Here is a 23,701-nt window from a genome sequence, read left to right as displayed (position 1 = left end):
CCCCAGGCTTGCGACGATCACGGGTAATACCCTGGAAAGTTTTGCGCGGTTTCAGCGCAGGGCTCAGTCCTTGGGCTGCTCGGCTTCCATCTCCGCCATGTCCTGATAACGGTCGGCAATGCGTGGGTGGGCGCGAGAACCGTCCGAGGCACCAATGGCGATCAGCACTTCATCCGGCCCCGGGGCATCGGCCACCTGGAAGTTGGCGGTGAGGAAGTGCGAGCGCTTGCCGGTTTCGCTCTTGTGCACCATTGGCAAGGCGAGCAGGGCGCCCGGGGCGTTGCGGGTGTTGGTGAAGCTCAGGTAGGCGGTGCCTTCCACGGCTTCGCGGAACAGGTTGCCAAAGCGCAGGGTGTGGATCAGGCCCGAGGCGTGCTCGATCTCACCGTTGACGCCCACAGCGGCGGCCTTGCCGAAGGCTTCGACTTTGCCACCCGGCATCAGCGCAATCAGGCGGCGGGTCATTTCGTGGCCCAGGCCGGGCGCCAGGCGCAGGATCTCGGGGCGCAGGTTTTCGACGAAGCCTTGGCCGGCCCAGGGGTTTTTCAAGATGGCGGCCACCACGATCAGCGTGATGGGTTTGCCGGCGTCCTTGCCCCCTTCGATAAAGGTTTCTTCGATGAAGGTGCAGTATTTCCTGACGCCCAGATTGTCCAGATTCATGATGAGGTGTCGCCCTTGTGGCTGTTGGTTTGACCCAAGGCTATGGGCAAAGGCAAAACCCGTCTTCCTCCGTTTCGGCGCATAAAAACAGTGGACATTGCTACGAAGTGGAGCAAGTATCAGGCGGGCCGGGCAGGCACCTTGGCTGCCATGTTCCACCCGTTCAGGTGAGCGCCTTGAATCGAGAAATGCAGATACTGTCGCTGCGCGACGTGGCCAGCCAGATCAACTCCGGCGGCGACTTGCAGTCGATGCTGCACCAGTTGGTGTACGCCAGCTGCCGCCATACCCACTGGACCATGAGTTCGATCATGGCCATCGACATGGAGGCGGGGTTCGGCCATGTGATCGCCCGTCACGACCCCACCCTGGTACAGCGCCCGCTGGTGGACAGTTGGGAGCTGTCCTCCAGCCCGGTGATGACCGCGTTGCAGCGCAACGAACCAGTGTTTATCCGCGACGTGCGTGATTGCGAGTACCCGGGCTATCGCCGCGAATCGGTGGAGCGCGACTACCGCACGGTGATGGTGATGCCGATGAACTGCACCGACTTTGACGGCCGGCCCATGGTGCTCAGCGTGATTTCCCGCACCTTGATGGACGTGTCCGAAGAAGACCGGGTGTTCCTCGGCATGATCATCCACCTGGGCGCCATCGCCGTGGAACGCCAGCGTCAGCTGGAAGCCGAACGCCGCGCTGCCGAACGCATGCAGCAGGCGCTGCATGTGCACACCTCGATGCTGGAGCACGTGCTGGGCGGTGGTTCGGTGGGGTCGCTGTCGCTGATGGTCGGCAACCAGTTGCCCAACCCGGTGATCGCCGTGGACTTCACCGCCAACCAGGTGGTGGCGGGGCGCTCACCGGACACCGCGCTGTTCGACGACAGCAGCTGGCAGGCGGCTGCGGCCGGTGTGCTCAGTGTGCAGATCACCAAGACCGCCCAGGACAGCCTGCGCAGTGCCCTGCGTAACACCGTCAACCTGTTTCTCGATGACGGCCAGCGCCAGTTCACCCTGCGGGCACAGATCGAACCGCTGATGGTCGACCATGAGCTGGTGGGTGCGCTGGTGTTGTTCCCGGTGGCGGCGCCGGTCAATGAACTGGATTTGCTGATGCTCGAAAGCGCCAAGTTCGCCCTCAGCGTGCAGATGATGCGCAGCTTTATCCGCTTCCGTTTCGAGACCCGCACCCAGACCGAACTGTTGTTCGAAGTGCTCGAAGGCCGCTGGCGCGATGCCGACGACATCCAGCAACGGGCCCAGCGCCTGGGCATCCAGTTCAACCAGGCGCAGCAGATGATCATCATCGACTACGGCGCCAAGGCCCGCGAAGCCAAGAACCTGCACCACAACGTCGCGCGCATCCTGGTTCGCGCGTCGATCCCGGCCACGGTCATCAGTGTCGATAACGGCCTGGTGTGCCTGGTGCCCGCCGAAGGCGAAAAGGGCCGCGAACGCCGCACCAAGGTCAAGCGCCAGATCGCCGAAGACCTGGCCCACTACCTGGGCGGCGAGCCGCTCCTGCTGGCCAGCGGCGTCTGCCACGCCCTCACCGATTACCCCGGCGCCTGGGAACGGTGCCGCCGCCTGATCGACATCGCCCGCTCGTTTGGCCGCAGCGGGCCGATCTCTGACCAGGACTTCGGGCCCATCCCGATCTTCGTGGCTGCGGTGGGCGGCGAAGACATCCGCACCTTCGTCAACGAGAGCGTCGGCGCCATGCTGGAGCACGACCGCAAGCACCAGACGCCGTACCTGGAAACCCTCACCGCCTACTTGCGCGAAAGCTGCCGCAGCCAGGCCTGCGCCGACGCGATGGGCGTGCACGTGACCACGCTGCGTTACCGCCTGGCGCGTATCCAGGAGTTGTTCGGTATTGATGTGGAGACGCCGGAGCGCCGGTTTGCCACGGAGCTGGCGATCCATTTGCAGCGGGTGATCGACAGTTAAGGCCGTACCACCAACCCCACGCCACGGCCCCGTGGGTCCGAAGCGGTCTGCACGGTGCGGCCGTTGACCTGGATCGCCTGGATATCGCCCATCAACCAGCCCTGGTCCTTGAGCACGTAGCCCATGCGCTGCAGTTGCTGGGCAACCTCGCCGGTCAGCGGCGCATACGCGTCATAGAAGAGCGTGTCCTTGGGCAGCAATTGGTGATGCACGCGCTGCGCGGCCACGGCTTTGTCCAGCGGCAGGTGGAAATCGTAGACGTTATTCAGCACCTGGAAGATCGACGTAAAGATGCGCGAACCGCCTGGCGTGCCCAGCACCAGGCTGACCTTGCCGTCACGGGTAACGATGCTCGGGCTCATGGAGGAGAGCATGCGCTTGCCCGGGGCGATGGCGTTGGCATCGTTGCCGACCACGCCGAAGGCATTGGCGACGCCTGGTTTGGCGCTGAAGTCGTCCATCTCGTCATTGAGCAGGAAGCCCGCACCCTTGACCACCACGCCACTGCCGAAGTCCCAGTTCAGGGTGTAGGTGTTGCTGACGGCGTTGCCCTCGGCATCGATGATCGAGAAGTGCGTGGTCTGGTGGGACTCAAGGCCGGGGCGCACCTGCTCGGTGGGCGAGAGGGCGTCCGGGTTGATCTGGGCCGCGCGCTGCACGATGTAGGCCGGGTCAGTCAGGCGCTGCGCGGGCACCTCGGAAAAGTCCGGGTCGCCGAGGTAGTCGGCGCGGTCGGCAAACACGCGCTTTTCGATCTCTGCCAGCAGGTGCAGGTAACGCGCAGAGTTGAGTGGCACGCCTGCAAAATCCGCTTTGCGCTGTTCCTTCATGCCCAGCAACTGGGCCAGCGCGATGCCGCCGGAACTGGGCAAAGGCGCGGTGTACAGGCGGTTGCCTTGCCAGTCGATGCCCATGGGATCGCGCCACAGGGCGCGGTAGTCCGCCAGGTCTTGATGGGTGATCAGGCCACCGTCACGCTGCATCTGTGCCACCAGCAGGTCGGCGGTCTGGCCTTTGTAGAATTCATCCGGGCCGTTAGCGGCGATGCGTTGCAGGGTCTTGGCCAGCTCCGGCTGCCGAAAGGTGGCCCCCGGTTTCATCGCGCCGAAATAGTCGCCAAAGTTGGTTTTGCCGTTGAACAGGGCAATCGCGTTCTGACGGTACTGGAACTGTTGTCCGGCCACCTTGAAGCCCTGGTTGGCGTAGCCGATGGCCGGTTTCACCAGTTCGCGCCAGGGCAGCTTGCCGAAGCGTCGATGGGCTTCCCACAACCCCATCACCGTGCCGGGCACGCCGGCGGCGCGGGCGCCGATCAGGCTGAGGTTTTCGATGACTTCGCCGTTGGCGTCCAGGTACAGGGTCTTGGTCGCGGCCTTGGGGGCCGTTTCCCGGTAGTCGAGGAAGTAGGGCTTGCCGTGCATGTAGAGGGTCATGAAACCGCCCCCGCCGATGTTGCCGGCCTCGGGGTAGGTGACGGCCAGGGTAAAGGCGGTGGCAATCGCTGCGTCCACCGCATTGCCTCCGGCCTTGAGCACCTGGGCGGCGACCTGTGCACCATATTCGTCGGGCGCCGCGACGGCGCCTCCTTCCAGTGGCGCGGCCAGAGCGTGGTTGAGTGTGAGGGCCAGGGTAAAGGTGGTTGAGGCAAGAAAGCGCATGGCGGGGTCCATTTTCTTATTGTTGGAAAAGCCGGCTCCCGCACCCGGGAGCCCGGGCGGTCAAGCGAACAGGTGTCTGTTGGCGAGCAGGTAGTCACGCAAAGTCGTGGTGGCACGGCCGGTCAGTTGCTGCACGGTGTCGGTCACCGGCACGTCCTTGTAGGCCTCGACTTCGTGACGGTAATAGGTCATGACCGGCTCGAAATAGTCGCCGAGGATTTCGCGCAAGGTGCTGTCACTGTCGACGTAGGTCACGGTCTCGCCGATCACTTCGCTGAGCAATGCGCTGATTTGGCGGTAGTCGAGGCGCTCGGTGCCGGTGATCAGGTAATCCTGGCCCACGTGCTCTGCGGCAGGGTCGGCGATGATGCGCGCAGCGACGGCGGCGATGTCCAGTTCCGACAGGTGCAGGCGTGGTGCATCGCTCACGGACGGCATGATGAACTGGCGTTTGGTTTTTACGTCGTTGGCCACGAACCACGGCAGGTTGAACATGATCCAGCACGCCGCGTTGATGTAGGTCACCGGCAAGCGGCTGGCGTCGAGCAATGGCTTGGCCAGGGTATGCAGGTTGGCGCCGCAGCGGGTCGCGAGAAACTCCGGCGCCAGGTCTTGCGCGGTGAGCCCGGGCGGAATTGCGATGAAGCGAATCACCTGGGACGTGCCGCCCGCGCGCTTGATGGCGTTGATGATGTTGGGGGTGACTTGCAGTTCATCGGTGACAAAATCCGGGGTCACGATAAACACCTTGTCGGTGCCTTCGACGGCTTTTAGCAGGCTGGCCGGGTCATACCAGTCGGCCTGCACGGCCTGCGCCGCGGGGAAGGCCGCTTGCAGTTTGGCCACGCCTGCGGGGCGGCTGCTGGCCAGGCGCAAGCGCATGTCAGGGAAGTGGTCGGTGAGTGCGCGCGCCGTCGCGGTGCCCAGGTTGCCTGTGGCGCCGAGTATCAATACGTGGGTCATGTGCTGGCCTTTGCTCCGTGAGGTTCTTCGAGGCGGGCCAATCTATCAGCGGCATTGACTCATGATTAGACGGTATGATGGGAATGGACCTATAACCCAGAGGTATCAATGGTGCTCGACGGCGTGAATGACCTGATAGCCTTCCTGACCGTCGCCCGCGAGCGCAGCTTTACCAAAGCGGCTGCGCAAATGGGCGTGTCGCAGCCGGCGCTCAGCCGTACCTTGCGCAAGCTGGAGGCGCGCCTGGGCGTGCAATTGCTCACGCGCAGCACCCGCAGTGTGGCGCCCACCGATGCGGGCGAACGCTTGCTCGAAAGCCTCGGTCCGCATTTCGATGGCATCGAAGCGGGCCTGGCCGAGCTGTCGGAACTGAGTGGCAAACCGGCCGGCAGCCTGCGTATTACCTCGCTGGAGCATGCTTCTGCCACACTGCTGACGCCCGCGGTGTGTGGGTTGATGCAGGACTACCCGCAGATCAGCGTGGAAATCAGCGACGACTACGCCATGGTGGACATCGTTGCCGAGCGCTTCGACGCCGGTGTTCGTTGGGGGGAATCAGTGGCCAAGGACATGATCAGCGTGCGTATCGGCCCGGACTTTCCCATGGCCGTGGTGGGCTCGCCGGCCTACTTCGAGCGCCGTCCCAAGCCCCTGACGCCCCATGACCTGGTGGCGCATACCGGGATCAACTTGCGCTTGCCGACTTCGGGTGGGTTGTGGAGTTGGCCGTTCAGGAAAGGCAAACGTGAACTCAAGGTACGCCCCGAAGGGCAGGTGGTGGGCAACAGTGTGGAGCTGATCCTGGATTTCGCCCTGGGCGGTATCGGCCTGGCGCATCTGCCTGAGGACGTCGTCGCCGAATCCGTTGCCCAGGGCAAGCTGGTGCGGGTGTTGGAGGACTGGTGCACGACGGTCACCGGCTATCACTTGTATTATCCCAGCCGCCGACAGCTGAAGCCGGCGTTTCGTTTGCTGCTCGAGCGCTTGCGTGACCAAGCTGCGCAAACAGGGATGGCCCATACTGAGCGCGTCAACGCCGCCCGGAAGCCTCGCCCATGAACTCGCCAGCCGAACACCTGATCCTCGCGCCGTTCACCGACGAGTTGCCCACGCCGATCTACTTCCGTGCAGCACGCATGCCCGCGTCGGCGGCGTACCCGTGGCATCGCCATCCGTGGGGTGAGTTCGTGTATTCGTTCAGTGGCGTCATGGAACTCAAGCTCGACGGCGTGCATTTCATCGCGCCGCCGCAATATGGCGTGTGGCTGCCACCGAACGTGGAGCACAACGCGATGAATCATCAGGAGGCCTGCCACTGCTCACTCTACATCGCGCCGGCCTTGTGCGAGCGCCTGCCCCAGGAGGCCTGCGCGCTGACCATCACCCCACTGATCCGCGAATTGCTCGAAGAGCTTCACGCGGCACCGCCCGGGCCGGTACAGACGGACGAGGAGGGCCGGTTGTTGACGGTGTTGCTCGACCGTTTGAACCGTACCTCGCGGGTGGGCAGCTACCTGCCAGGGTCCACCGACCCGGTGCTGGCGCCGATTCTCGAAGCCCTGGAGCAGAACCCGGCGGACGGTCGTTCGCTGGCGCAATGGGCGCAGCTGGTCAATGCCACCGAGCGCACGCTGTTGCGGCGTTGCCAGCGGGATTTGGGCATGTCGTTGGCACAGTGGAAGCAGCGGTTGAAGGTCACGGCGTCGCTGGTCAGGCTCAAGGCGGGCGACTCGGTAGAGGCGGTGGCTTTCGATCTGGGCTACAGCAGCTCATCGGCGTTCATCAGTATGTTCCGCAAGCTCACCGGGGAAACGCCGGATGAGTATCGGCGTAAGCGGTTGAGCTGATGCCTCAACCTTCGATCGCTTTTAAAGCCGCCTTCAGACTGGTCATTGCGCTCGTCAGTGGTGGCGGGCCTGCGACGACACGGCTGGCGGCTTCACCCATTGACGCCTGCCCCAGCGCAACGACTGACGCCCCATCAACGTAGGCGCGGTCGGCCGCTTTTGCGATAGCCGACAGGTAACCTTCGTTATCACCCGCTTTGAACAATGCCCATGCCCCGGGGACGAGCCTTACGTCGATAGCTGCATTCGTTTGCAGTGCTGCTGTGTGGAACACGTTTGAGGTGGGCTCAAGGGTCGTGCTAACGGCGCATAGCACCACGACTTTTCCCGCTGTCTGAACCGCAGCGGTTGCCAAGGCCTCGTCCGTGCGCACAATCGGCACTCGTACGCTTGTGGGTACGTCATCAACGGCAGGGCCCAGCGTCGAGCAGGTCAGCAGCACGACGTCAGCGTTTTCAGAGAGCACCACCAGCGCTGCAACGGTTGACCGGCTGATGTCCTCGGTCAAGCCACCGGCCAATTCGGCGGCGGTTAACAAGTCGGCACGCACTTCGTGGCGCAGGCTATCGGGCGTAACGCCCAGCGCTTCGGCGGCTGCGGCAAAGACGGCGATGTTACTGGTGGCGGTGTGCATACACGCTATGCGCATAGGAATGGGACCCTTCAGGTAATACGGGCGAGGTGGTCACGGTTGATCAGGCCGTCCTTGGCCAAGGTATGTAGCGTGTTCACCAGCGCGCCGCGCTCGGCCTTGGAGGTGACCGGGTCGACTACTGCGTACTGGCGGTTAATCCACTCATTCACTTGGCGTAGCCAATAAGCCTGAACCACCGGTTCTGATTCCATTCGCTTGAGCAGGTAGGCCGCTTGCTGCCAGGTCGGGAACAGCTGAAGGATTGCTTCGCGCCGAGGCGTCGGTAAGGGGTGCCAGTCACTATCAAGTAGTGCGCTCAACTCGACGCTGATGCTGGCCCAAGGGCACGTGTTGAGTTGAGCAATCGACAGGTTGAATACCTTGGACGAAGGATCCTCAAGCGCCGCAAACAGGGCGGATAGCGAGCTGCCGCGCAGCAGGCGGATTGCGGCTTGTCGTACCGTGGCGTAGGGGGAGCCTAGCGCGTTCGTGCGCCAACTCTCGGGCATCTCGGCATCCAGCTCAAAGGCCAGCCCCATCAGGCCCAGCCAGTCGCGCTTTGTGTCCGGCATGTGTTCAGTCAATCGTAGATTCAACACCTCAAGGGCGTCGATACCGTGGCGAGGAGCTGCCCAACGCGCGAGGCTGCGAATCGCAGGGGAGGCGTCCAGCAGCGCACGACGCAGTACCGGTTGCGGGTCGGCAAGCACAGGCAGCAACGCGTTCAGCACACAGACACGAACTTTGGCACCCGGTCGGGACAGCGCCTCCAACAACAGCGGCGACGCTATTTCAGCGGGTAACGTCTTGCAGGCAGATAGGGCCTGCAATCGAACCGTCAATTCCCTATGGGCGAGAGCGGCCCTCAAGAGCGTCTCGGGTTCAGCGGTTTTCTCCAGTAGCAGCGCGAACAGATAACGCGCTGCCTTGCCCTGCCGCGAAAGAAAATGTGCGTAGACCTGAGCGTAGACATCAGGTGATTGCAGGACCCGACGAATTGCGCTGAGGGACGGGCCGTGATCAACCCGTTGGCGAGCGGCCAAGGCCATGATCGGTTCCAGCACGTACAGCAGAGCGGTGACCTGCGCCGAACACAGGTAGCGTTCCAGCCCGGCTGCGGCAAGGTCCCTGATCTGTGGAACCCAATCATTCAGTCGCTCAGTCAATGCCGCCAACGCTTGGGGAGAAGATTGAGTGCACAGTTCCCGTACTGCGACCTCTCGAATAAAGCCGTTGTGATGGCGGCTGAGTTCTACCCAATTCCCCATTTTTTCGGCGTTCGCGAGCACCTCCGATGCTTCGTTAAGCCGCTGACTTGCCCAGAAAGATGAAGGCACTTCGCGGTTCTTGAGCCTTGTCAGCCAGTCCTGAGGAGTACTCACGCTCAATCCTTTGTCGGTGGAGTGTGTCGGTACTTTACCTGATGATCGAACCGGCTACACGGGGCCTCTCGGGCTCAAATAGGGATAATATGGCGTCGATACTTTTACCCTCAAGGACGACCATGCCCCTGATCACGGAACGTGTAGCACTGGCCCGCGACGGCGCCAACAATAAAGTCATCTGCCGCATGGCCTCCGGCTGGGCGGTGATGGGAGATGTGCAGTTCCTGCCGGGTTACTGCCTGCTGCTGCCAGACCCGGTAGTAACCAGCCTGAATGACCTGGATCCCGAAGCCCGTGCCGTCTACCTTCTCGACATGGCCCGCCTGGGCGACGCAGTGCTGCAAGCCACTGGCGCGCTGCGCATGAACTACGAGATTTTGGGCAACTCCGAGCCGGAGTTGCACTGCCACCTGTTTCCTCGCTACGCCGATGAGCCGGATGACAAACGCAAGATGCCCGTGTGGTTCTACGACTGGAAAACCGCCACGCCCTATGCCGAAGAACAGCACGGTGAGTTGCGCGAGAAGATCGCGCGGTTGTTGAACCTCACGGGTGGTGTTGGAGCAAACGCATGATGCAAAGAAACAGATTGGTGCCCGAGCTGATGGTGACCGACCTGGGTAAAAGCCTGGACTTCTGGGTGTCTTGCCTGGGTTTTACGGTGGCTTACCAGCGGCTGGAAGAGGGCTTTGCCTACCTCGACCTGGACGGTGCCCAAGTGATGCTCGAACAGGTCGATCCCCTCGCCAATCAGTGGCAGACCGGTGAGTTGCAACGCCCATTCGGACGCGGCTTGAACCTGCAGATTGATGTGACGACGGTAGAACCGGTGCTTCAACGCTTGGAGCAGGCGGCGTATCCGCTGTTCAAAGCGTGCGCAGATGTCTGGTACCGAGCGGGTGAGGTAGAGGTCGGGCAGCGCGAGTTTTTGGTGCAGGACCCGGATGGGTATCTGGTGCGGTTGGTGGAGCGGCTGGGTGAAAGAGGCTGTAGCGCTCCCTGACTCAGCAGCTCCATAAGCCTATCAACCGAGGATTTCAGCTGTGCCCATCACCCTGGCGTAATCCATCGCCAGGTTACTCAGCGACAACGCATGCACATCTTCCGCAGGCCAGACCCGCCCGGACAGATCAGTCTGATCAAACGTATAGCAAGCATCCGCCGCCACCGTCACCTCAAAGCCCAGGTTGCCGCCTGAACGTGCCGTCGACTCCACCGAGTTGTTGGTGATGACGCCCACGATCACCACCTTCTGGATCGAGCGCGTGCGCAACCAGCGTTCAAGGCCGGTGGCGGCGAACGCATCCGGGACGTTTTTTTCAACGACGTGCTCGTGGGCGAGCGGCTGCAACGCCTGCTGGAATTCGCAGCCGGGTTGGCCGGGCCAGAACACCGAGCCTGGGGTGCGCGAGATATGGCGGATGTGCACGATCGGGCGCTGGGCCTGGCGCCATGCCGTCAGCAAGGCCTGCATGTGTTGTTCGGCGTCGGGGTTATTGCGGCGACCGAGGCCAGGGCGGTTCATGCCTTGTTGCATGTCGATGATCAGCAATGCGGTGTTTGCGTCTAACGGTGCCATGGCCTGTCCTTGTGCGTGCGAGCTGCAAAACATATCAGCCATCGCGTGAGCCTACACAGTGATTTGTTCGAAACCCTCGCCCGTTTGCCTTTACACTGCGGCCCCGAATTTCAGCAAGGATGCTTTGGATGCGCGCGTTACTGCTCGGTATGTGGGTGTTGATGGCCGGTACCGCCCAGGTGTTGGCCGAACCCCGTTCGTTTTCGGTCATTGACCCCAGCGGTCACTACTTGGTTGAAGTGTTGTTTGCGGAGCTACCGCCAGAGCGCGAACAACTGGCACCGGCACTCATCACCGTGCGCGACAAAGCCAGCCTGGACATCTTGCAGCAATTGCGGACCCCGGCCGGCAGGGTGCCGCTGGATCGCAACGGCAAAACCGAGGATTGGCACTTAGTCGGCGAGTACGGCCTGTTGTACTTCGGCGACTTCAACTTCGACGGTCGCCAGGACGTCGCCATCAACAACGGCAGGGGCCCGGATGGCGAGTTGCAGCCCAATTACGATGTTTACCTGCAAGATCCTTCGGCACCGCACTGGGTACTCAATCGCCCGTTGACCGACCTCGCCAATGAAACCAGCGGCGGGATGTTCACAGTCAATCCCAAGGACGGCATTATCCATTCGCAAACCGACCGCGGCTGTTGCTGGACGCGCTCCGGCCAGTGGCAGATGCGCGACGGCCAGTTGCTCCGGCTGGGTTTTTACACTCAGGAAGAAGTCCCGCCCACCGAGTTCGGTGAAAATTCCAGTATGCCGCGCGGCTACATGCTGCGAACCACCGGGGAGTGGAAAGACGGCCAATGGCAAGAAACCCCACGGCTCGAAGGCCCGGTCAACGAAGATGCGCGCAGGCTGGTCGGCACGCTGGATGGCAAGATCCCCGTCGAACTCTGGTATCAGGACCAGGGCGCGGTGGTGATCGGGCAATTGCGCTACACGAAGAGTGGCAACGGCCAGTCGATCCTGTTGATTGGTTCGCGTGAAGACTATGCCGATGAACCCTTCCTGAACCTGCACGAATACACCGATGAAGGTCGGCAGACCGGCATTTGGCGGATCTCCAAGGACTACGGCGGTACCTGGGTCAGCGGCACCAAAGGAGACACGCGGGAGTTGGCGATCTATTTGCACGACGAGTACCAGGAGCCCGATTACGACAAGTTCGACGAGGTCGCGCGTGACCAACGCAACGGCCATTACCAGATGCGCCAGGACTTCCTCGACCGTGACGGCGACCTCGACATCACTGTCCTGCCCGAGCGCAACGCCGAAGGCCGGGAAGTGGCTCAGATTACGCTGACGCTAAAAGACGCCGGCACGGAAAACGTCATCGTCACCACGCAGTACACCCAGGCGATGGAAACCGAAAACCTGATCATCGTGCCCGAACCTTTGGCGCCCCAGCGTAACGGCCCTTATCACATTCAACTGGTGAAAAATTTCGCGGTGATCGAGCATAACTCGGCGCCGGACAACCCGGCTTATTTCACCGGGATGTACCGCAAACAGCCTGCGCAGTAGAGGAGGACTTCATGCTTGCACACATTCGACCGGCTCAACGCGATGACGCGCCTTTCCTGCCGGGTGTGGAACATTCCGCTGCCCAGGTATTCCGTGAGATCGAAGGCTTGGCGTGGTTGGCAGATACCGTCACCCTGAGCGTAGAGCGCCATCAACAATTGATTGCCTTGTCGACATGCTGGGTGGTCGTCGATGCACAGGGCGCGCCGCAGGGTTTCCTGAGTGCAGAGCGCCAGGGTGACGCTTTGCATATCGTTGAAGTGTCGGTCGCACAGGCGGTGCAAGGTCAAGGATGGGGGCGCAAGCTGGTTGAAGTTGCGATGGAGCACGCGCGATCAAACGGGCTGGATTCGGTAACGCTGACGACATTCAAGCACGTGCCGTGGAACGCGCCGTTCTACTGCCGCCTGGGGTTTGAACCGGCAACGAACCCGCACCTGGCAGAGATGCTGACGGCCGAATATGCCCACGGTTTTGAGCGGGGCAGCCGCTGCGCCATGGCGTGGCGGGTCTGCCCCGGAGAACGGCCGTCAGCAACGCGGGCTTAATGCAGCGGTGAGGTCCTTGATCATCAACACAATCTGGCCTCTATATCATCGGCGGTGCATTTAAATACTGTCTGTGACGTTATCCAGTCTTTGTAGTCAGCGACCCGCGCATACACCCCGGGAAACTCCTTCTGCCCACAGCCTCGGCCAAAGCCGACGATGCCCAGCTGCGTGGCCTGGCCGTCTTTTGAGCGAATAAACAACGGCCCGCCACTGTCGCCTCTGCAGCTGTCGTGAACACCGTCGCCGGCACACACTGTTTTATCAGGAAGGGCTTCTTTGTAGGCTTTGCTGCAGGTAATGAAGTCGACGATCCGAATAGGTGCTTCCATCAAGTCCACTGAACGCGTACCGAATTCAGTAAAGCCCCACCCGGATATCAATGCGGGAGCGTTAGGTTTCAGGGGAATTTCAGATTCAGCCGCGTCAGCCAACTTCACTGTTTGCTGTGCGATCGACTGGTTCAGTTTGATGAGCGCCACATCCCCGCGTCTGGATTTGCAGTCCCAGTTTGGCGCGAATATCACCTTTTCAGCCGACTCCAGTTGAACACGCTTGCCCAGGGAGACGCTGCCATGGGCCACATAGAAATCGATTTTGCCAACAGCCCGGGTACAGGTGGTCGGATTAAAAAAACAATGGGCGGCGGTCAACACCCACTGCCCGCCAATCAATGTTCCGCCACAAAACAACCCCTCTACATGGGGCAGCGAGCGATACACCAAGGCCACCTGCCACAGGCTGTTGTTCGTTTGGGCTTCGGTTCCCTTGTAGACATCCGGTTTGGGTGTGGAGAGCGGACTTGGCCCATTGGGCACGAGGGGGCCAGCCCAACTGGTGGAGCCCATCAAGAGTGTCAGCAGGATCAGGGTGGCCAACCCATTACGCCGGCTCATTACTGAAGCTCCGGATAGGGCAGTGGCAGGTTCGCCGTTCGATACGCATCGTTTGCGGCGATTTTGGCCTTGATCAGCGAGGCGCGTGATTGGGTGACAACCGATGGTGCAGGCGTGGGCTCTTCAGCAAGCAGCTCGGCAAGTTGCTGCTCGGATTGCGTGACCGTCAGGTCGGCGAGGATCACAGCGCGATGTGCGGTCCGCTTGGCTGCGTCCTCGGCGTCTTCTGCTGCTTGCCGCTGTGCCGGAATGATCTGCTGCGTGGCGGCTTTGGCAATGTCGCCTTTGGCCGCTCCTAACGCGTCGCCCAGAAATGCTGCGAACTTGTTGCCTTGTCTCGATTCGACAATCGAGGCATTCATCTGCATGTAGCCGAACCGGGCCTTCGCCTGTACGGGCCGTTCAACGTCATCGCCGCAGGTTGAGTGAGAAGGGCAAACTGAGTCTGCCCAGCCCTTCAACGCCTGGGGCGATTGTGTGGCGAGTATCGCCTTGTCGACTTCACTGCGTGCCAATGTGCTGGCGTAGGCACACTGAGGGTCGGAGATGGGGCTCTTCGGGTTGGCCTTGTTGTAGGCCTGCATGTCTTTGCACAGCTTATCGATCTTCGACTGGATGGCTTTTGAGGCCAATGGGTTTGACGGCAGATCGGGGCGTGGTTGGGGAGGGTTTGCCAAGCTGTCCTGCACGGATTTGGCCAGGACATACGGGGCCAGGAATGCCTCTTGCTTGGCCTGCGCTTTTTTACCGGATTCTGGCAATGGCGGCAGTGGCAATGGTGCGCTTGTCTTGCCCGCAAGCAGCCAGCTATTCGCACCTTCATTGAGCTTTTCCGTAATGTTCTCGAATGTGAAGAGCGTCGACGCGAATGGCTTGTCACCTCCGGGCGTGGCGAGGGATAGCGCGATGTTGAAATCGCGGTGCTTGGGCGACCAGAAGGATGACCCTTCGAAGGTGCCGACCTCAAGGCTGTAGGGGACCAGTTGGAAGTAGGGCTCGCCCTTGAGTGACTGGACCTTTGCCTGATAAATCAGTACGTAGTCCTTCAGTTCGCCAATGGCTTGGCTGCCTGGAGGGGACTTCTCTGCAAATGCGCCCCTGGCCACAATCAGGCAACCATGCTCTGGCGAGATACTTAGATCAGCATCTTTGCTGACAGCATAAGGCTGGCTCAATACCTGACCGCTTGAGCGTGCCAGCTCGGCGCGTTCACCCGCCTGTTTCAGCGCTGTGGCTGCCGAGTCAACGGCCCCTTCGACCAGCTTGGGGACAAGCGCCACCGCGATCGCCCCAAGGAAGAGGCTGCGGTTGTCCTCGGTGAGCGATGGGTTGGCAATACACGTGTCGCTCCACACCACTCGAGTCTCAAGCTGTCGATTCACGGCGCAGCCGCTGATCAGCAGCCCGCAGAACAGTACGCTCGTCACTAACGTAAGTTTTTTCACAGTCGTTCACCTGATTTCAACGTTCCATTATTGAAATCCGCCCTGGCGAATCGGCGCATGAATCCGAACGGCTGCCCGCAGATCTGTGTTCAGCGTAGTGGCACTTTGGCAGAGTGCAAGCCAGCGCTGTCAGCGCAGCTTTTCGAGCATCTGGTAGTACCACATCCCCGCGGCCAGCATCGGGTTGCCGAACACATCCCCCAGCGGCACCTTGATGTGCTTGCACCCGGCAAAGGTGTCGAACTTGGCCAGGGTGCCGGTCAAGGCCTCGGCCATGATCTCGCCCATGATATGGCTGGTGGCGATGCCATGCCCCGAGTAGCCCTGGCAGTACCAGACGTTGTCCGACAGCTTGCCCAATTGCGGGATGCGGTTCATCACGATGCCCATGGCGCAGCTCCATTGGAACTCGATGTCCACGCCTTTGAGGGTCGGGAAGGTGCGCTCGATGCAGGGCCGCAGTTCGGCGGCGATGTCCCGTGAGTCGCGTCCGGAATAGTTGGCGCCACCGCCGAAGAGCAATCGCCCGTCGCCGGTGAGCCGGTAGTAGTCGAGCACGAAGCGACAATCGTAGACCGCGAGGTCATAGGGGTTGAGGGTGCGTGCCAGCGCGCCCAACGGCGCGGTGGTGACGATGCCGCCCATGGCCGGAAAGATCTTGCCCTTGAGTTGGCCGGGTTCGAGCTTGTGATAGACGTCGCCGGCCAGCAGCACCTGGCGCGCATCAATACGACCTTGGGCGGTAATCACGGCAGGGCGATCGCCGTGCACGATCTGCAGTACCTCGGAATTCTCGAAAATCAACGCCCCCAGGCTGTGGGCCGCACGGGCTTCGCCCAGGCACAGGTTGAGCGGGTGCAGGTGCAGGTTGCGGGTGTTTTTCAGGGCGCCCAGGTACAGCTCGCTGTCCAGGTGTTCGCGCACGCCGGCCCTGTCGAGCAGGATGACCTGATCGCCCATGCCACGCCGCTGGGCTTCGTCATGAAACGCGCGCAATTCGTGCAGGTGCGAGGGCTTCATGGCCGCGTGCAGGTGGCCGTGCTTGAGGTCGCAGGCAATTGCGTACTTGTTGACGCGTTGCTCGATGATTTGATGGCCGCGCCAGCGCAGGTGCCAGATGAAGTCGTCGACTTCATCGCCGAGGCGCTTGCGCATCTGTTGGCGCATGGCCTCGTCGCCCGACAGGCTGCCGGTGACTTGCCCGCCGTTGCGCCCGCTGGCGCCCCAGCCGATGCGATGCGTTTCCACAATCGCGACCTTGAGCCCGCGCTCGGCCAGTTCGACGGCGCTGGCGACGCCAGTGAAACCACCGCCGATGATCACCACGTCGACACTGACCTGGCCTTGCAAGGTCGGATATTGGGTGAGGTCATTGAGGCTGGCGGTGTAATAGGAAGCGCTGCGCTCGGCAGTACGTAGGGCGGCGGGCATGGGGTGATCCTTCTGATAAATGAATGCCGGTGGGCAGGTTCGACTTGATCAGAGGAGGGCGTCGGGCGGACGTGCATGGCGGCAATGCCACAGCGCCCAGAAGGCCAGGATGATATGGAACAACGGGTTTTCGCAGGGACGCGCCTGCGCCTTCGGCAGCGAAGCGGACAGGTGGCAACGGAGGGGGCGCAAGAGCGAAATCATGGTCGCCGATGCTCCCAAAGCGCGCAGGCACGTTCAATCAGGGTTTGTGAACCTTCAGGTATGGTTTTGTTAAACAATCCCCACCGCTCAACTGAAACCCGTGACGGCATGCGGCGTGCAGTTGACCTACAAGCGCGCTTTATTGTGTGTTGAGCGCGGTCAGGTAGGCGCTGAACATGTCGGCCATGCCGCCGGCGTAAACCGCGATGGCCTCGGGTGTGCGCGGGGTTGAGGAGAAGTCCTTGCCCGCGCAACTGAGGGTCGACTGGATCAAATCGTGGGCCAGCTGGCGGGTCGCGTCTGATGCGTCGGGGAGCAGCTCCAGCATGAAATCGCGGAATATCTGACGCCCGGCCTCGCGAACTTCCAACGCTTCGGGGGCGTTGCGATACAGCGGCGCCGCGTCATCCAGCGCGCCGCGCATCAGCGCTTCCTCGCACTCAGAATGAATGAAGGCCTGCACCAGGGTGCGCAAGCGCTGCAACGGCGCGACCTGCCGGTCTTCCAGAATCTGGCGCAGCATGAGGGTGGTCTGCTGCCACTCATCGCTCTGCAAGCGAAACAGAATCGCGGCCTTGTTGGGGAAATACTGATACACCGAACCCACACTCACACCGGCCTTCTCGGCGACCCGCGCCGTGGTGAAGCGGGTGGCCCCTTCCTTGGCCAAAACCTGAATAGCCGCCTCCAGGATCGCCGCCACCAACTCGGTGGAACGAGCCTGCTGCGGCTGTTTGCGCGAGGAAATACGCGCGGTTTGGCGGGTGGTCATGGGCGGCTCCAAGGCGTGGGGGAACGCGAATAGCGAATGCGACGAATCACTCGCATACTTTTAATGCGACGAATTAGTCGCATCTTAGTCCAGACCTCACGGAAATCAATGATGAATACCCTGACGACTGCGCCACTGGCGCCCCTGATTGAACGTCTCTACGCCCAGGCAGAGGCCGCCACCAGCCCGGACCTGGCCAACGTGCCCGATGCGGAACGCAACCGCCTGATGCACAGCAAAACCGAATACCTGGCGCTTTACACCTTGCTCAAGGACTTGTGGCTGCCGGTCTCGCGGGACACCGGCACGCTGCTCTACATGCTTGCGCGCAGTACCCAGGCGCGGGCCATTGTGGAGTTCGGTACCTCGTTCGGCTTGTCTACGCTGTTCCTGGCCGCCGCCCTGCGTGACAACGGTGGCGGCGTATTGATCGGCAGCGAATTCGAGCCGTCGAAGATCGCCTTGGCGCGTGAGCATTTCACCGAAGGCGGTGTGAGCGACCTGATCGAAATCCGCGAAGGCGATGCGCTGGTGACCCTGGCCTCCGGCCTGCCGCCGTCGGTGGACTTGCTGCTGCTCGACGGCGCCAAGGCGCTGTACGGCGACGTGCTTGGCCTGGTGGAAAAACACCTGCGCCCGGGCGCCCTGGTGGTGGCCGACAACACCAACTATTGCCCGGAATACCTGGCGCACGTGCGCTCGCCGCACAACGGTTACCTGTCGGTGCCGTTTGCCGATGACATCGAGCTGTCCATTCGTTTGGGTTAATTGAGGAGTCACCCTATGCACGTATTTGTCACAGGTGCCACCGGCTGGGTCGGCTCCGAAGTGGTCAAGGACCTGATCGGGGCCGGCCATCTGGTTTCCGGACTGGCCCGCAGCGATGACAAGGCCAAAACCCTTGCGGCAACCGGCGCGAAGGTACTGCGCGCGTCCCTGGATGACCTGGATGCAATTCGCCGCGCGGCCTGGACCGCGGACGCGGTGATCCATACCGCGTTCAATCATGACTTTTCGCGGTTTGTCGAAAATTGCGAGCAGGACCGCCGGGTGATCGAGGCCCTGGACAGTGTCTTGAGAGGTTCGGACACGCCGCTGCTGGTCACCTCGGGGTTGTCCGGGCTGACCCGTGGCGCCACCGAGTCGGACCTGCCCAACGGTGCGTCGCCGCGCAAATCCGAATTCGCCGCCAGGGCGTTGGCCGAGCGCGGTGTGCGCGCCGCCACCGTGCGCTTGGCGCCGTCGGTGCATGGGCTGGGTGACCACGGCTTCCTGCCAATCCTGATTCGCCTGGCGCGGGAGACCGGCGTGTCGGCCTACCTCGATGAGGGGCTCAACTGCTGGTCTGGCGTGTATCGCACCGATGCGGCGCGGGTCTATCGCCTGGCGCTGGAGGAGGGCGTGACCCAGGCCGCGTATCACGCGGTGGCGGACGAGGCCGTGCCGTTCAAAGCCATTGCCGAGGTCATCGGGCGTCGCCTGGGCGTGCCGGTGGCGTCGCGGCCGCGTGAACATTTTGGCTGGTTTGCCAACATGGCCGGCGCCGAGATGGCGGTGTCCAGCACGCAGACCCGGGATCGCCTGGGGTGGGCGCCGACAGGTCCGGACCTGCTGAGCGACTTGGATCAAGCGGGCTATTTCAGTCTCTGACAGGAGCGTTCCCATGACACAACACGGTACGTCTTCGGTGCTGTTGAAACTGCTGCCGATCACCCTGGCGGTGTTCGTCGCGTTCCTGATTATCGGTATGCAGTTGCCCGTGCTGCCGTTGCACCTGAACCACACCCTGGGCATGAGCACCTTGGTGGTGGGCGTGGTGGTCGGTGCGCAGTTTGCCGCTGCGCTGCTGTCGCGGGCCTGGGCCGGCAACTTTGCCGATATGCGCGGGGCCAAGCGCGCAATGCTGATCGGCATGCTGGTGGCGGCCAGCTCAGGGCTGTTGTACCTGGCGTCGCTGGGGTTCGTGGAAACCCCGGCGCTGTCGGTGTGGGTCTTGCTGGCCGGGCGTGTGGTGCTGGCCCTGGGTGAAAGCCTGATCATCACCGGTTCCATGGGGTGGGGCATGGGCCTGGTGGGGCCGCAGAACGCCGGCAAGGTCATGGCCTGGATCGGCATCGCCATCTACGCAGCATTTGCGCTGGGGGCGCCTTTGGGCGTGGCGCTCAACGCCCAATGGGGCTTCAGTGGCGTGTGTGTGGCTACGCTGATCCTGCCGCTGTTTGCGCTGACCATCGTCGCCGGGGCCAAGGGCGTTGCGCCCACCAGCCAGCGGCGCACGTCGTTCTACACTGTGCTGGGTGCGGTCTGGCTACCCGGGTTGGGGCTGGCGTTTTCGAGTATCGGGTTTGGTGTGATCACCGCCTTTATCGCGCTGTTGTTTGCCGCCAAGGACTGGGGCAATGCCTCATTCGCCTTCACCGCCTTTGGCTTGGCGTTCATCGGTGCGCGGCTGTTCTTCGGGCACTTGCCGGACAAGCTGGGCGGCGCCAAGGTGGCGCTGGTCTGCGTGCTGATCGAAGCGGTTGGGCAATTGCTGATCTGGGGCGCTGGCTCGCCGGTGATGGCGTACGTGGGGGCGGCCTTGACCGGCTTCGGCTATTCGTTGGCCTTCCCCGGGTTTGGTGTGGAAGCGATCAAGCGAGCGCCACCGCAAACCCGTGGTCTGGCCATGGGCGCCTACGTGGCGTTCCTGGACATCGCACTGGGCATCAGCAGCCCATTGGCCGGTGCCCTGGCGGGGTCGGCGGGGGTGGCATCGGTGTACCTCGCCGGTGCCGTGGCGGTGATGCTGGCGGTGGCGGTGGCAGGGTCGCTGCTGGTCAAGAAGCCTGCGCTCAGCGCTTGCTGAACGCCAGGCGCGCCGCGAACAGCACAAAGATCATTCCCGTGGTGCGGTCCATCCAGCGAATGACACTTTCACGGCGCAGGAAGCCGGACAGTGGCCGCGTGGCGCCAATCAATACCAGCGACCACACAAGGCCCAGCACCACATGGATGCTGACCAGGCCGAAGGTCCAGGCGATCAGCGAATGGCCCTGGGGGATGAACTGCGGCAGGAACGACACGTAGAAGATCCCCACCTTGGGGTTCAGCACGTTGCCCAACATGCCCTTGAGGAACCAGTTGCTGCTCGGCTGGCCGTTAGTCTCAACCGACGATAGTGAACGGCGTGGCCGCAACAACATGTTCAAGCCCAGCCAGGCCAGGTAGGCCGCGCCGCAGTATTTCAATACGTTGAAGGCCAGCTCCGACACGGCGATCAACGCGCCCAGGCCAAAGGCAACCGCCGCGCCCCAGAGCAGGCAGCCGGCATTGATCCCCAGGGTGGCCTGCAGCGCCTGGCGCTTGCCTTCCACCGTGGCGGTGCGCAACACCAGGGCGGTGTCGAGCCCCGGGGTGAGGGTCAGCAGGGTGGCGGCGAAGGTGAAGGCGAGGAGGTTATCGGCAATGGACATGGAACGCTGGCCTCAAGGGGGATGGGGCACACGTTAACCGATCGGCAGCCAACGCGGAAAACCCCGGGACTTCCCGGCAAAAAACTTCATAATAGCGGCCATTTTGTTTAGCCCGTTATTCTGGTGTGCCCGCATGGAAATTAAGGTCAACTTTCTCGACAACCTACGACTTGAAGCCAAGTTCGACGATTTCACGGTGATTGCCGACCAGCCGATCCGCTACAAAGGCAACGGTTCGGCCCCGGGCCCGTTCGATTATTTCCTGGCGTCGTCGGCGTTGTGTGCGGCGTACTTTGTGAAGCTGTACTGCCAGACGCGCAACATCCCCACCGAGAATATCCGCCTGTCGCAGAACAACATCGTCGACCCGGAAAACCGCTACAACCAGATCTTCAAGATCCAGGTCGAGCTGCCGGCCGACATCTCCGACAAGGACCGCCAGGGCATCCTGCGTTCCATCGACCGTTGCACCGTGAAGAAAGTCGTGCAGGCCGGCCCCGAGTTCGTGATCGAGGAAGTGGAAAACCTCGACGCCGATGCCCAGGCCTTGCTGATGCCCAACTCGACCTCCGACGGCGGCACCTACATTGCGGGCAAGGACCTGCCGCTGGAGCAGACCATCGCCAACATGTCCGGCATTCTGGCGGGCCTGGGCATGAAGATCGAAATCGCCTCGTGGCGCAATATCGTGCCTAACGTGTGGTCGCTGCACATTCGCGACGCGCATTCGCCGATGTGTTTCACCAACGGCAAGGGCGCCACCAAGGAAGGCGCACTGGCGTCGGCCCTGGGCGAGTTCATCGAGCGGCTCAACTGCAACTTCTTCTACAACGACCAGTTCTGGGGCGAGGAACTGGCCAACGCGCCGTTCGTGCATTACCCGGATGAGCGCTGGTTCCAGCCGGGCCCCAACGACGAGCTGCCCAGCGAAATTCTCGATGCCTACTGCCGCAAGGTCTACGACCGCGAGGGCGAATTGCGCGGCTCGCACCTGTTCGATACCAATTCGGGCAATGAGGAGCGCGGCATTGTCTCGCTGCCCTTCGTGCGCCAGTCCGATGGTGAAGTGGTGTACTTCCCGTCCAACCTGATCGAAAACCTCTACCTCAGCAACGGCATGAGCGCTGGCAACACCCTGGCCGAAGCGCAGGTGCAGTGCCTGTCGGAGATTTTCGAGCGGGCGGTGAAGCGCGAAATCATCGAAGGTGAATTTGCCTTGCCGGACGTGCCGGCCGAGGTGTTGGCCAAGTACCCGGGCATCCTGGCCGGCATCCAGGGCCTGGAAGCGCAAGGGTTCCCGGTGCTGGTCAAGGATGCGTCCCTGGGCGGTGAGTTCCCGGTGATGTGCGTGACCCTGATGAACCCGCGCACCGGTGGCGTGTTTGCCTCGTTTGGCGCGCACCCAAGCCTGGAAGTGGCGCTGGAGCGCAGCCTCACTGAGCTGCTGCAAGGCCGCAGCTTCGAAGGCCTGAACGACTTGCCGGCGCCGACCTTCGAAGCCCAGGCGGTGACCGAACCGAACAACTTTGTTGAGCACTTCATCGACTCCAGCGGTGTGGTGTCCTGGCGCTTCTTCAGTGCCCAGTCGGACTACGAATTTGTCGAGTGGGACTTCACCGGCCAAGGCGAAGACTCCAACGTGCAGGAAGCCGCGACCTTGTTCGGCATCCTCGAAGGCATGGGCAAGGAGTCGTACATGGCCGTGTACGAACACCTCGGCGCCACCGCCTGCCGCATCCTCGTGCCGGATTACTCGGAAATCTACCCGGTGGACGACCTGATCTGGGACAACACCAACAAGGCGCTGTTTTTCCGGGCGGACATCCTCAACCTGCACAGCCTCGACGAGGAAGAACTGCACGCGTTGGTCGAGCGCCTGATCGAAAGCGAGCTGGACGACTACACCGACATCACCACCCTGATCGGCATCGAGTTCGACGACAACACCGCGTGGGGGCAGTTGACCATCCTGGAGTTGAAGTTGCTGATCTTCCTCGCCCTCAAGCAATACGAAGAGGCCAAGGAGTGCGTGGAGATGTTCCTGCAGTACAACGACAACACCGCAGAACGTGGCCTGTTTTACCAGGCGATGAACGCCGTGCTGGAGATGAAACTGGACGACGACCTGGAACTGGCTGACTACGAAGCCAACTTCCGCCGCATGTTTGGTAACGAGCGGATGGACGCGGTGATTGGCTCGGTCACCGGCGACGTGCGCTTCTACGGCCTGACGCCGACCAGCCTGAAGCTCGAAGGCCTGGACCGCCATCAGCGTCTGATCGAGAGCTACAAGAAGCTGCACGCCGCACGGGCCAACATCACCTCGGCCTGACACAAGGTCACCTGGGGGAGCAGCCTCGCTTGCGCGAGGCTGCGAAGGCGGTGGGTCAGGTGAAATCACAGTTGACAGTGCCGCCGCTATCGCAGGCAAGCCAGCTCCCACAGTTGACCGAGTACACCCACTGACCTGCACTCACTGTAGGAGCCGGCTTGCCGGCGATCGCGATCCATCAGCCGGCAGAGTTGCAAGCTGACCCACCGCCATCGCTGGCAAGCCAGCTCCTACAGTTGACCGAGTACACCCGCTGACCTGCACTCACTGTAGGAGCCGGCTTGCCGGCGATAGCGGTCCATCAGCCGGCAGAGTTGCAGCTGACCCACCGCCACCGCTGGCAAGCCAGCTCCCACAGTTGACCGAGTACACCCACTGACCTGCACTCACTGTAGGAGCCGGCTTGCCGGCGATCGC

At 62.1% G+C, this 23,701-nt stretch carries 22 protein-coding genes; 11 read left to right on the top strand and 11 right to left on the bottom strand.

All coding sequences use genetic code 11. The annotated features are described in order from the left end of the window. Window positions 1–63: 63 nt before the first annotated feature. Entirely contained in the window at window positions 64–663 is a 600-nt protein-coding gene (locus tag AC07OV_RS01840; protein WP_259171571.1) for an amino acid synthesis family protein, read from the bottom strand. 188 nt (window positions 664–851) lie between these two features. Here AC07OV_RS01840 and AC07OV_RS01835 point away from each other — a divergent pair, with 188 nt between their 5' ends. After that, window positions 852–2,612 (top strand): helix-turn-helix domain-containing protein, encoded by a 1,761-nt coding sequence (locus AC07OV_RS01835; RefSeq protein WP_495091365.1) that lies wholly within the window; start codon window positions 852–854, stop codon window positions 2,610–2,612. On the opposite strand, the gene ggt is transcribed toward AC07OV_RS01835, so the two are convergent. Then, entirely contained in the window at window positions 2,609–4,270 is a 1,662-nt protein-coding gene (gene ggt, locus AC07OV_RS01830) for a gamma-glutamyltransferase (protein ID WP_495091364.1), read from the bottom strand. The two genes, AC07OV_RS01835 and ggt, sit on opposite strands and share 4 nt — an antisense overlap. Before the next feature lie 60 nt (window positions 4,271–4,330). Further along, a complete protein-coding gene (locus tag AC07OV_RS01825) occupies window positions 4,331–5,233 on the bottom strand; it encodes an NmrA family NAD(P)-binding protein (protein WP_494995970.1) in 903 nt (300 codons plus the stop codon). Between the two features lie 108 nt (window positions 5,234–5,341). On the opposite strand from AC07OV_RS01825, the gene AC07OV_RS01820 reads away from it, so the two are divergent. Both AC07OV_RS01820 and AC07OV_RS01815 read left to right on the top strand, forming a co-directional pair. After that, window positions 5,342–6,292, top strand: coding sequence for a LysR family transcriptional regulator (locus tag AC07OV_RS01820; RefSeq protein WP_495091363.1), 951 nt, complete (start codon window positions 5,342–5,344; stop codon window positions 6,290–6,292). Beyond that, complete coding sequence (locus tag AC07OV_RS01815) at window positions 6,289–7,080, top strand: AraC family ligand binding domain-containing protein (protein WP_494995968.1); 792 nt, start codon at window positions 6,289–6,291, stop codon at window positions 7,078–7,080. The genes AC07OV_RS01820 and AC07OV_RS01815 overlap by 4 nt, the downstream gene beginning before the upstream one ends. Window positions 7,081–7,084: 4 nt before the next feature. Here the strand turns inward: AC07OV_RS01815 and AC07OV_RS01810 are convergent, their stop codons facing one another. Together AC07OV_RS01810 and AC07OV_RS01805 are read right to left on the bottom strand one after the other, a co-directional pair. After that, window positions 7,085–7,714: an aspartate/glutamate racemase family protein gene (locus AC07OV_RS01810; protein WP_494995967.1), complete on the bottom strand. Its 630-nt coding sequence runs from the start codon at window positions 7,712–7,714 to the stop codon at window positions 7,085–7,087. 29 nt (window positions 7,715–7,743) lie between these two features. Next, window positions 7,744–9,096: a PBS lyase gene (locus AC07OV_RS01805; RefSeq protein WP_494995966.1), complete on the bottom strand. Its 1,353-nt coding sequence runs from the start codon at window positions 9,094–9,096 to the stop codon at window positions 7,744–7,746. Window positions 9,097–9,218: 122 nt separating this feature from the next. On the opposite strand from AC07OV_RS01805, the gene AC07OV_RS01800 reads away from it, so the two are divergent. Beyond that, window positions 9,219–9,674: an HIT family protein gene (locus AC07OV_RS01800; protein WP_494995965.1), complete on the top strand. Its 456-nt coding sequence runs from the start codon at window positions 9,219–9,221 to the stop codon at window positions 9,672–9,674. After that, window positions 9,671–10,102, top strand: a complete 432-nt coding sequence (locus AC07OV_RS01795; protein WP_495091362.1) for a bleomycin resistance protein — start codon at window positions 9,671–9,673, stop codon at window positions 10,100–10,102. The genes AC07OV_RS01800 and AC07OV_RS01795 overlap by 4 nt, the downstream gene beginning before the upstream one ends. A 21-nt stretch (window positions 10,103–10,123) precedes the next feature. On the opposite strand, the gene AC07OV_RS01790 is transcribed toward AC07OV_RS01795, so the two are convergent. Beyond that, complete coding sequence (locus AC07OV_RS01790) at window positions 10,124–10,678, bottom strand: cysteine hydrolase family protein (RefSeq protein WP_495091361.1); 555 nt, start codon at window positions 10,676–10,678, stop codon at window positions 10,124–10,126. Between the two features lie 128 nt (window positions 10,679–10,806). Between AC07OV_RS01790 and AC07OV_RS01785 the strand changes: the two genes are divergently transcribed. Then, window positions 10,807–12,201 (top strand): XAC2610-related protein, encoded by a 1,395-nt coding sequence (locus AC07OV_RS01785; protein ID WP_495091360.1) that lies wholly within the window; start codon window positions 10,807–10,809, stop codon window positions 12,199–12,201. Window positions 12,202–12,212: 11 nt separating this feature from the next. Further along, entirely contained in the window at window positions 12,213–12,749 is a 537-nt protein-coding gene (locus AC07OV_RS01780; RefSeq protein WP_494995960.1) for a GNAT family N-acetyltransferase, read from the top strand. Window positions 12,750–12,772: 23 nt separating this feature from the next. Here the strand turns inward: AC07OV_RS01780 and AC07OV_RS01775 are convergent, their stop codons facing one another. The 4 genes from AC07OV_RS01775 to AC07OV_RS01760 form a co-directional block, all read right to left on the bottom strand. Further along, window positions 12,773–13,645: a S1 family serine peptidase gene (locus AC07OV_RS01775; protein WP_495091359.1), complete on the bottom strand. Its 873-nt coding sequence runs from the start codon at window positions 13,643–13,645 to the stop codon at window positions 12,773–12,775. Beyond that, complete coding sequence (locus AC07OV_RS01770; RefSeq protein ID WP_495091358.1) at window positions 13,645–15,090, bottom strand: hypothetical protein; 1,446 nt, start codon at window positions 15,088–15,090, stop codon at window positions 13,645–13,647. The genes AC07OV_RS01775 and AC07OV_RS01770 overlap by 1 nt, the downstream gene beginning before the upstream one ends. Before the next feature lie 129 nt (window positions 15,091–15,219). Further along, entirely contained in the window at window positions 15,220–16,521 is a 1,302-nt protein-coding gene (locus tag AC07OV_RS01765) for an NAD(P)/FAD-dependent oxidoreductase (RefSeq protein ID WP_495091357.1), read from the bottom strand. A 343-nt stretch (window positions 16,522–16,864) separates the two neighbouring features. Further along, on the bottom strand, window positions 16,865–17,497 hold the full coding sequence (locus AC07OV_RS01760; RefSeq protein WP_494995956.1) for a TetR/AcrR family transcriptional regulator: 633 nt from the start codon (window positions 17,495–17,497) through the stop codon (window positions 16,865–16,867). Between the two features lie 111 nt (window positions 17,498–17,608). Here AC07OV_RS01760 and AC07OV_RS01755 point away from each other — a divergent pair, with 111 nt between their 5' ends. From AC07OV_RS01755 to AC07OV_RS01745, 3 genes are read left to right on the top strand one after another with little or no spacing between them, the layout of a single operon-like run. Beyond that, a complete protein-coding gene (locus tag AC07OV_RS01755; protein ID WP_495091356.1) occupies window positions 17,609–18,265 on the top strand; it encodes an O-methyltransferase in 657 nt (218 codons plus the stop codon). A gap of 15 nt (window positions 18,266–18,280) precedes the next feature. After that, window positions 18,281–19,147 carry an SDR family oxidoreductase gene (locus AC07OV_RS01750; RefSeq protein ID WP_495091355.1) on the top strand — a complete coding sequence of 289 codons (867 nt, stop codon included), beginning with the start codon at window positions 18,281–18,283 and terminating at the stop codon, window positions 19,145–19,147. Window positions 19,148–19,160: 13 nt separating this feature from the next. Beyond that, complete coding sequence (locus AC07OV_RS01745; protein WP_495091354.1) at window positions 19,161–20,345, top strand: arabinose transporter; 1,185 nt, start codon at window positions 19,161–19,163, stop codon at window positions 20,343–20,345. On the opposite strand, the gene AC07OV_RS01740 is transcribed toward AC07OV_RS01745, so the two are convergent. Then, a complete protein-coding gene (locus tag AC07OV_RS01740) occupies window positions 20,332–20,952 on the bottom strand; it encodes a LysE family translocator (RefSeq protein WP_494995952.1) in 621 nt (206 codons plus the stop codon). The genes AC07OV_RS01745 and AC07OV_RS01740 overlap by 14 nt on opposite strands. A gap of 133 nt (window positions 20,953–21,085) precedes the next feature. On the opposite strand from AC07OV_RS01740, the gene AC07OV_RS01735 reads away from it, so the two are divergent. Next, entirely contained in the window at window positions 21,086–23,284 is a 2,199-nt protein-coding gene (locus AC07OV_RS01735; protein ID WP_495091353.1) for an OsmC domain/YcaO domain-containing protein, read from the top strand. Window positions 23,285–23,701: the final 417 nt, after the last annotated feature.

The sequence above is a fragment of the Pseudomonas sp. GW821-FHT09A09 genome (genome assembly GCF_059418405.1).
This window is presented reverse-complemented; position numbering and strand designations above follow the sequence as displayed.

Excerpts from the sequence above, each read along its gene's own strand:
- AC07OV_RS01765 (WP_495091357.1), bottom strand. The coding sequence starts at position 16,521 with ATGCCCGCCGCCCTACGTACTGCCGAGCGCAGCGCTTCCTATTACACC.
- AC07OV_RS01825 (WP_494995970.1), bottom strand. The coding sequence starts at position 5,233 with ATGACCCACGTATTGATACTCGGCGCCACAGGCAACCTGGGCACCGCG.
- AC07OV_RS01840 (WP_259171571.1), bottom strand. The coding sequence starts at position 663 with ATGAATCTGGACAATCTGGGCGTCAGGAAATACTGCACCTTCATCGAA.
- AC07OV_RS01820 (WP_495091363.1), top strand. The coding sequence starts at position 5,342 with ATGGTGCTCGACGGCGTGAATGACCTGATAGCCTTCCTGACCGTCGCC.
- AC07OV_RS01800 (WP_494995965.1), top strand. The coding sequence starts at position 9,219 with ATGCCCCTGATCACGGAACGTGTAGCACTGGCCCGCGACGGCGCCAAC.
- AC07OV_RS01790 (WP_495091361.1), bottom strand. The coding sequence starts at position 10,678 with ATGGCACCGTTAGACGCAAACACCGCATTGCTGATCATCGACATGCAA.
- AC07OV_RS01785 (WP_495091360.1), top strand. The coding sequence starts at position 10,807 with ATGCGCGCGTTACTGCTCGGTATGTGGGTGTTGATGGCCGGTACCGCC.
- AC07OV_RS01780 (WP_494995960.1), top strand. The coding sequence starts at position 12,213 with ATGCTTGCACACATTCGACCGGCTCAACGCGATGACGCGCCTTTCCTG.
- ggt (WP_495091364.1), bottom strand. The coding sequence starts at position 4,270 with ATGCGCTTTCTTGCCTCAACCACCTTTACCCTGGCCCTCACACTCAAC.
- AC07OV_RS01735 (WP_495091353.1), top strand. The coding sequence starts at position 21,086 with ATGGAAATTAAGGTCAACTTTCTCGACAACCTACGACTTGAAGCCAAG.
- AC07OV_RS01745 (WP_495091354.1), top strand. The coding sequence starts at position 19,161 with ATGACACAACACGGTACGTCTTCGGTGCTGTTGAAACTGCTGCCGATC.
- AC07OV_RS01795 (WP_495091362.1), top strand. The coding sequence starts at position 9,671 with ATGATGCAAAGAAACAGATTGGTGCCCGAGCTGATGGTGACCGACCTG.
- AC07OV_RS01740 (WP_494995952.1), bottom strand. The coding sequence starts at position 20,952 with ATGTCCATTGCCGATAACCTCCTCGCCTTCACCTTCGCCGCCACCCTG.
- AC07OV_RS01835 (WP_495091365.1), top strand. The coding sequence starts at position 852 with ATGCAGATACTGTCGCTGCGCGACGTGGCCAGCCAGATCAACTCCGGC.
- AC07OV_RS01810 (WP_494995967.1), bottom strand. The coding sequence starts at position 7,714 with ATGCACACCGCCACCAGTAACATCGCCGTCTTTGCCGCAGCCGCCGAA.
- AC07OV_RS01750 (WP_495091355.1), top strand. The coding sequence starts at position 18,281 with ATGCACGTATTTGTCACAGGTGCCACCGGCTGGGTCGGCTCCGAAGTG.
- AC07OV_RS01815 (WP_494995968.1), top strand. The coding sequence starts at position 6,289 with ATGAACTCGCCAGCCGAACACCTGATCCTCGCGCCGTTCACCGACGAG.
- AC07OV_RS01760 (WP_494995956.1), bottom strand. The coding sequence starts at position 17,497 with ATGACCACCCGCCAAACCGCGCGTATTTCCTCGCGCAAACAGCCGCAG.
- AC07OV_RS01775 (WP_495091359.1), bottom strand. The coding sequence starts at position 13,645 with ATGAGCCGGCGTAATGGGTTGGCCACCCTGATCCTGCTGACACTCTTG.
- AC07OV_RS01755 (WP_495091356.1), top strand. The coding sequence starts at position 17,609 with ATGAATACCCTGACGACTGCGCCACTGGCGCCCCTGATTGAACGTCTC.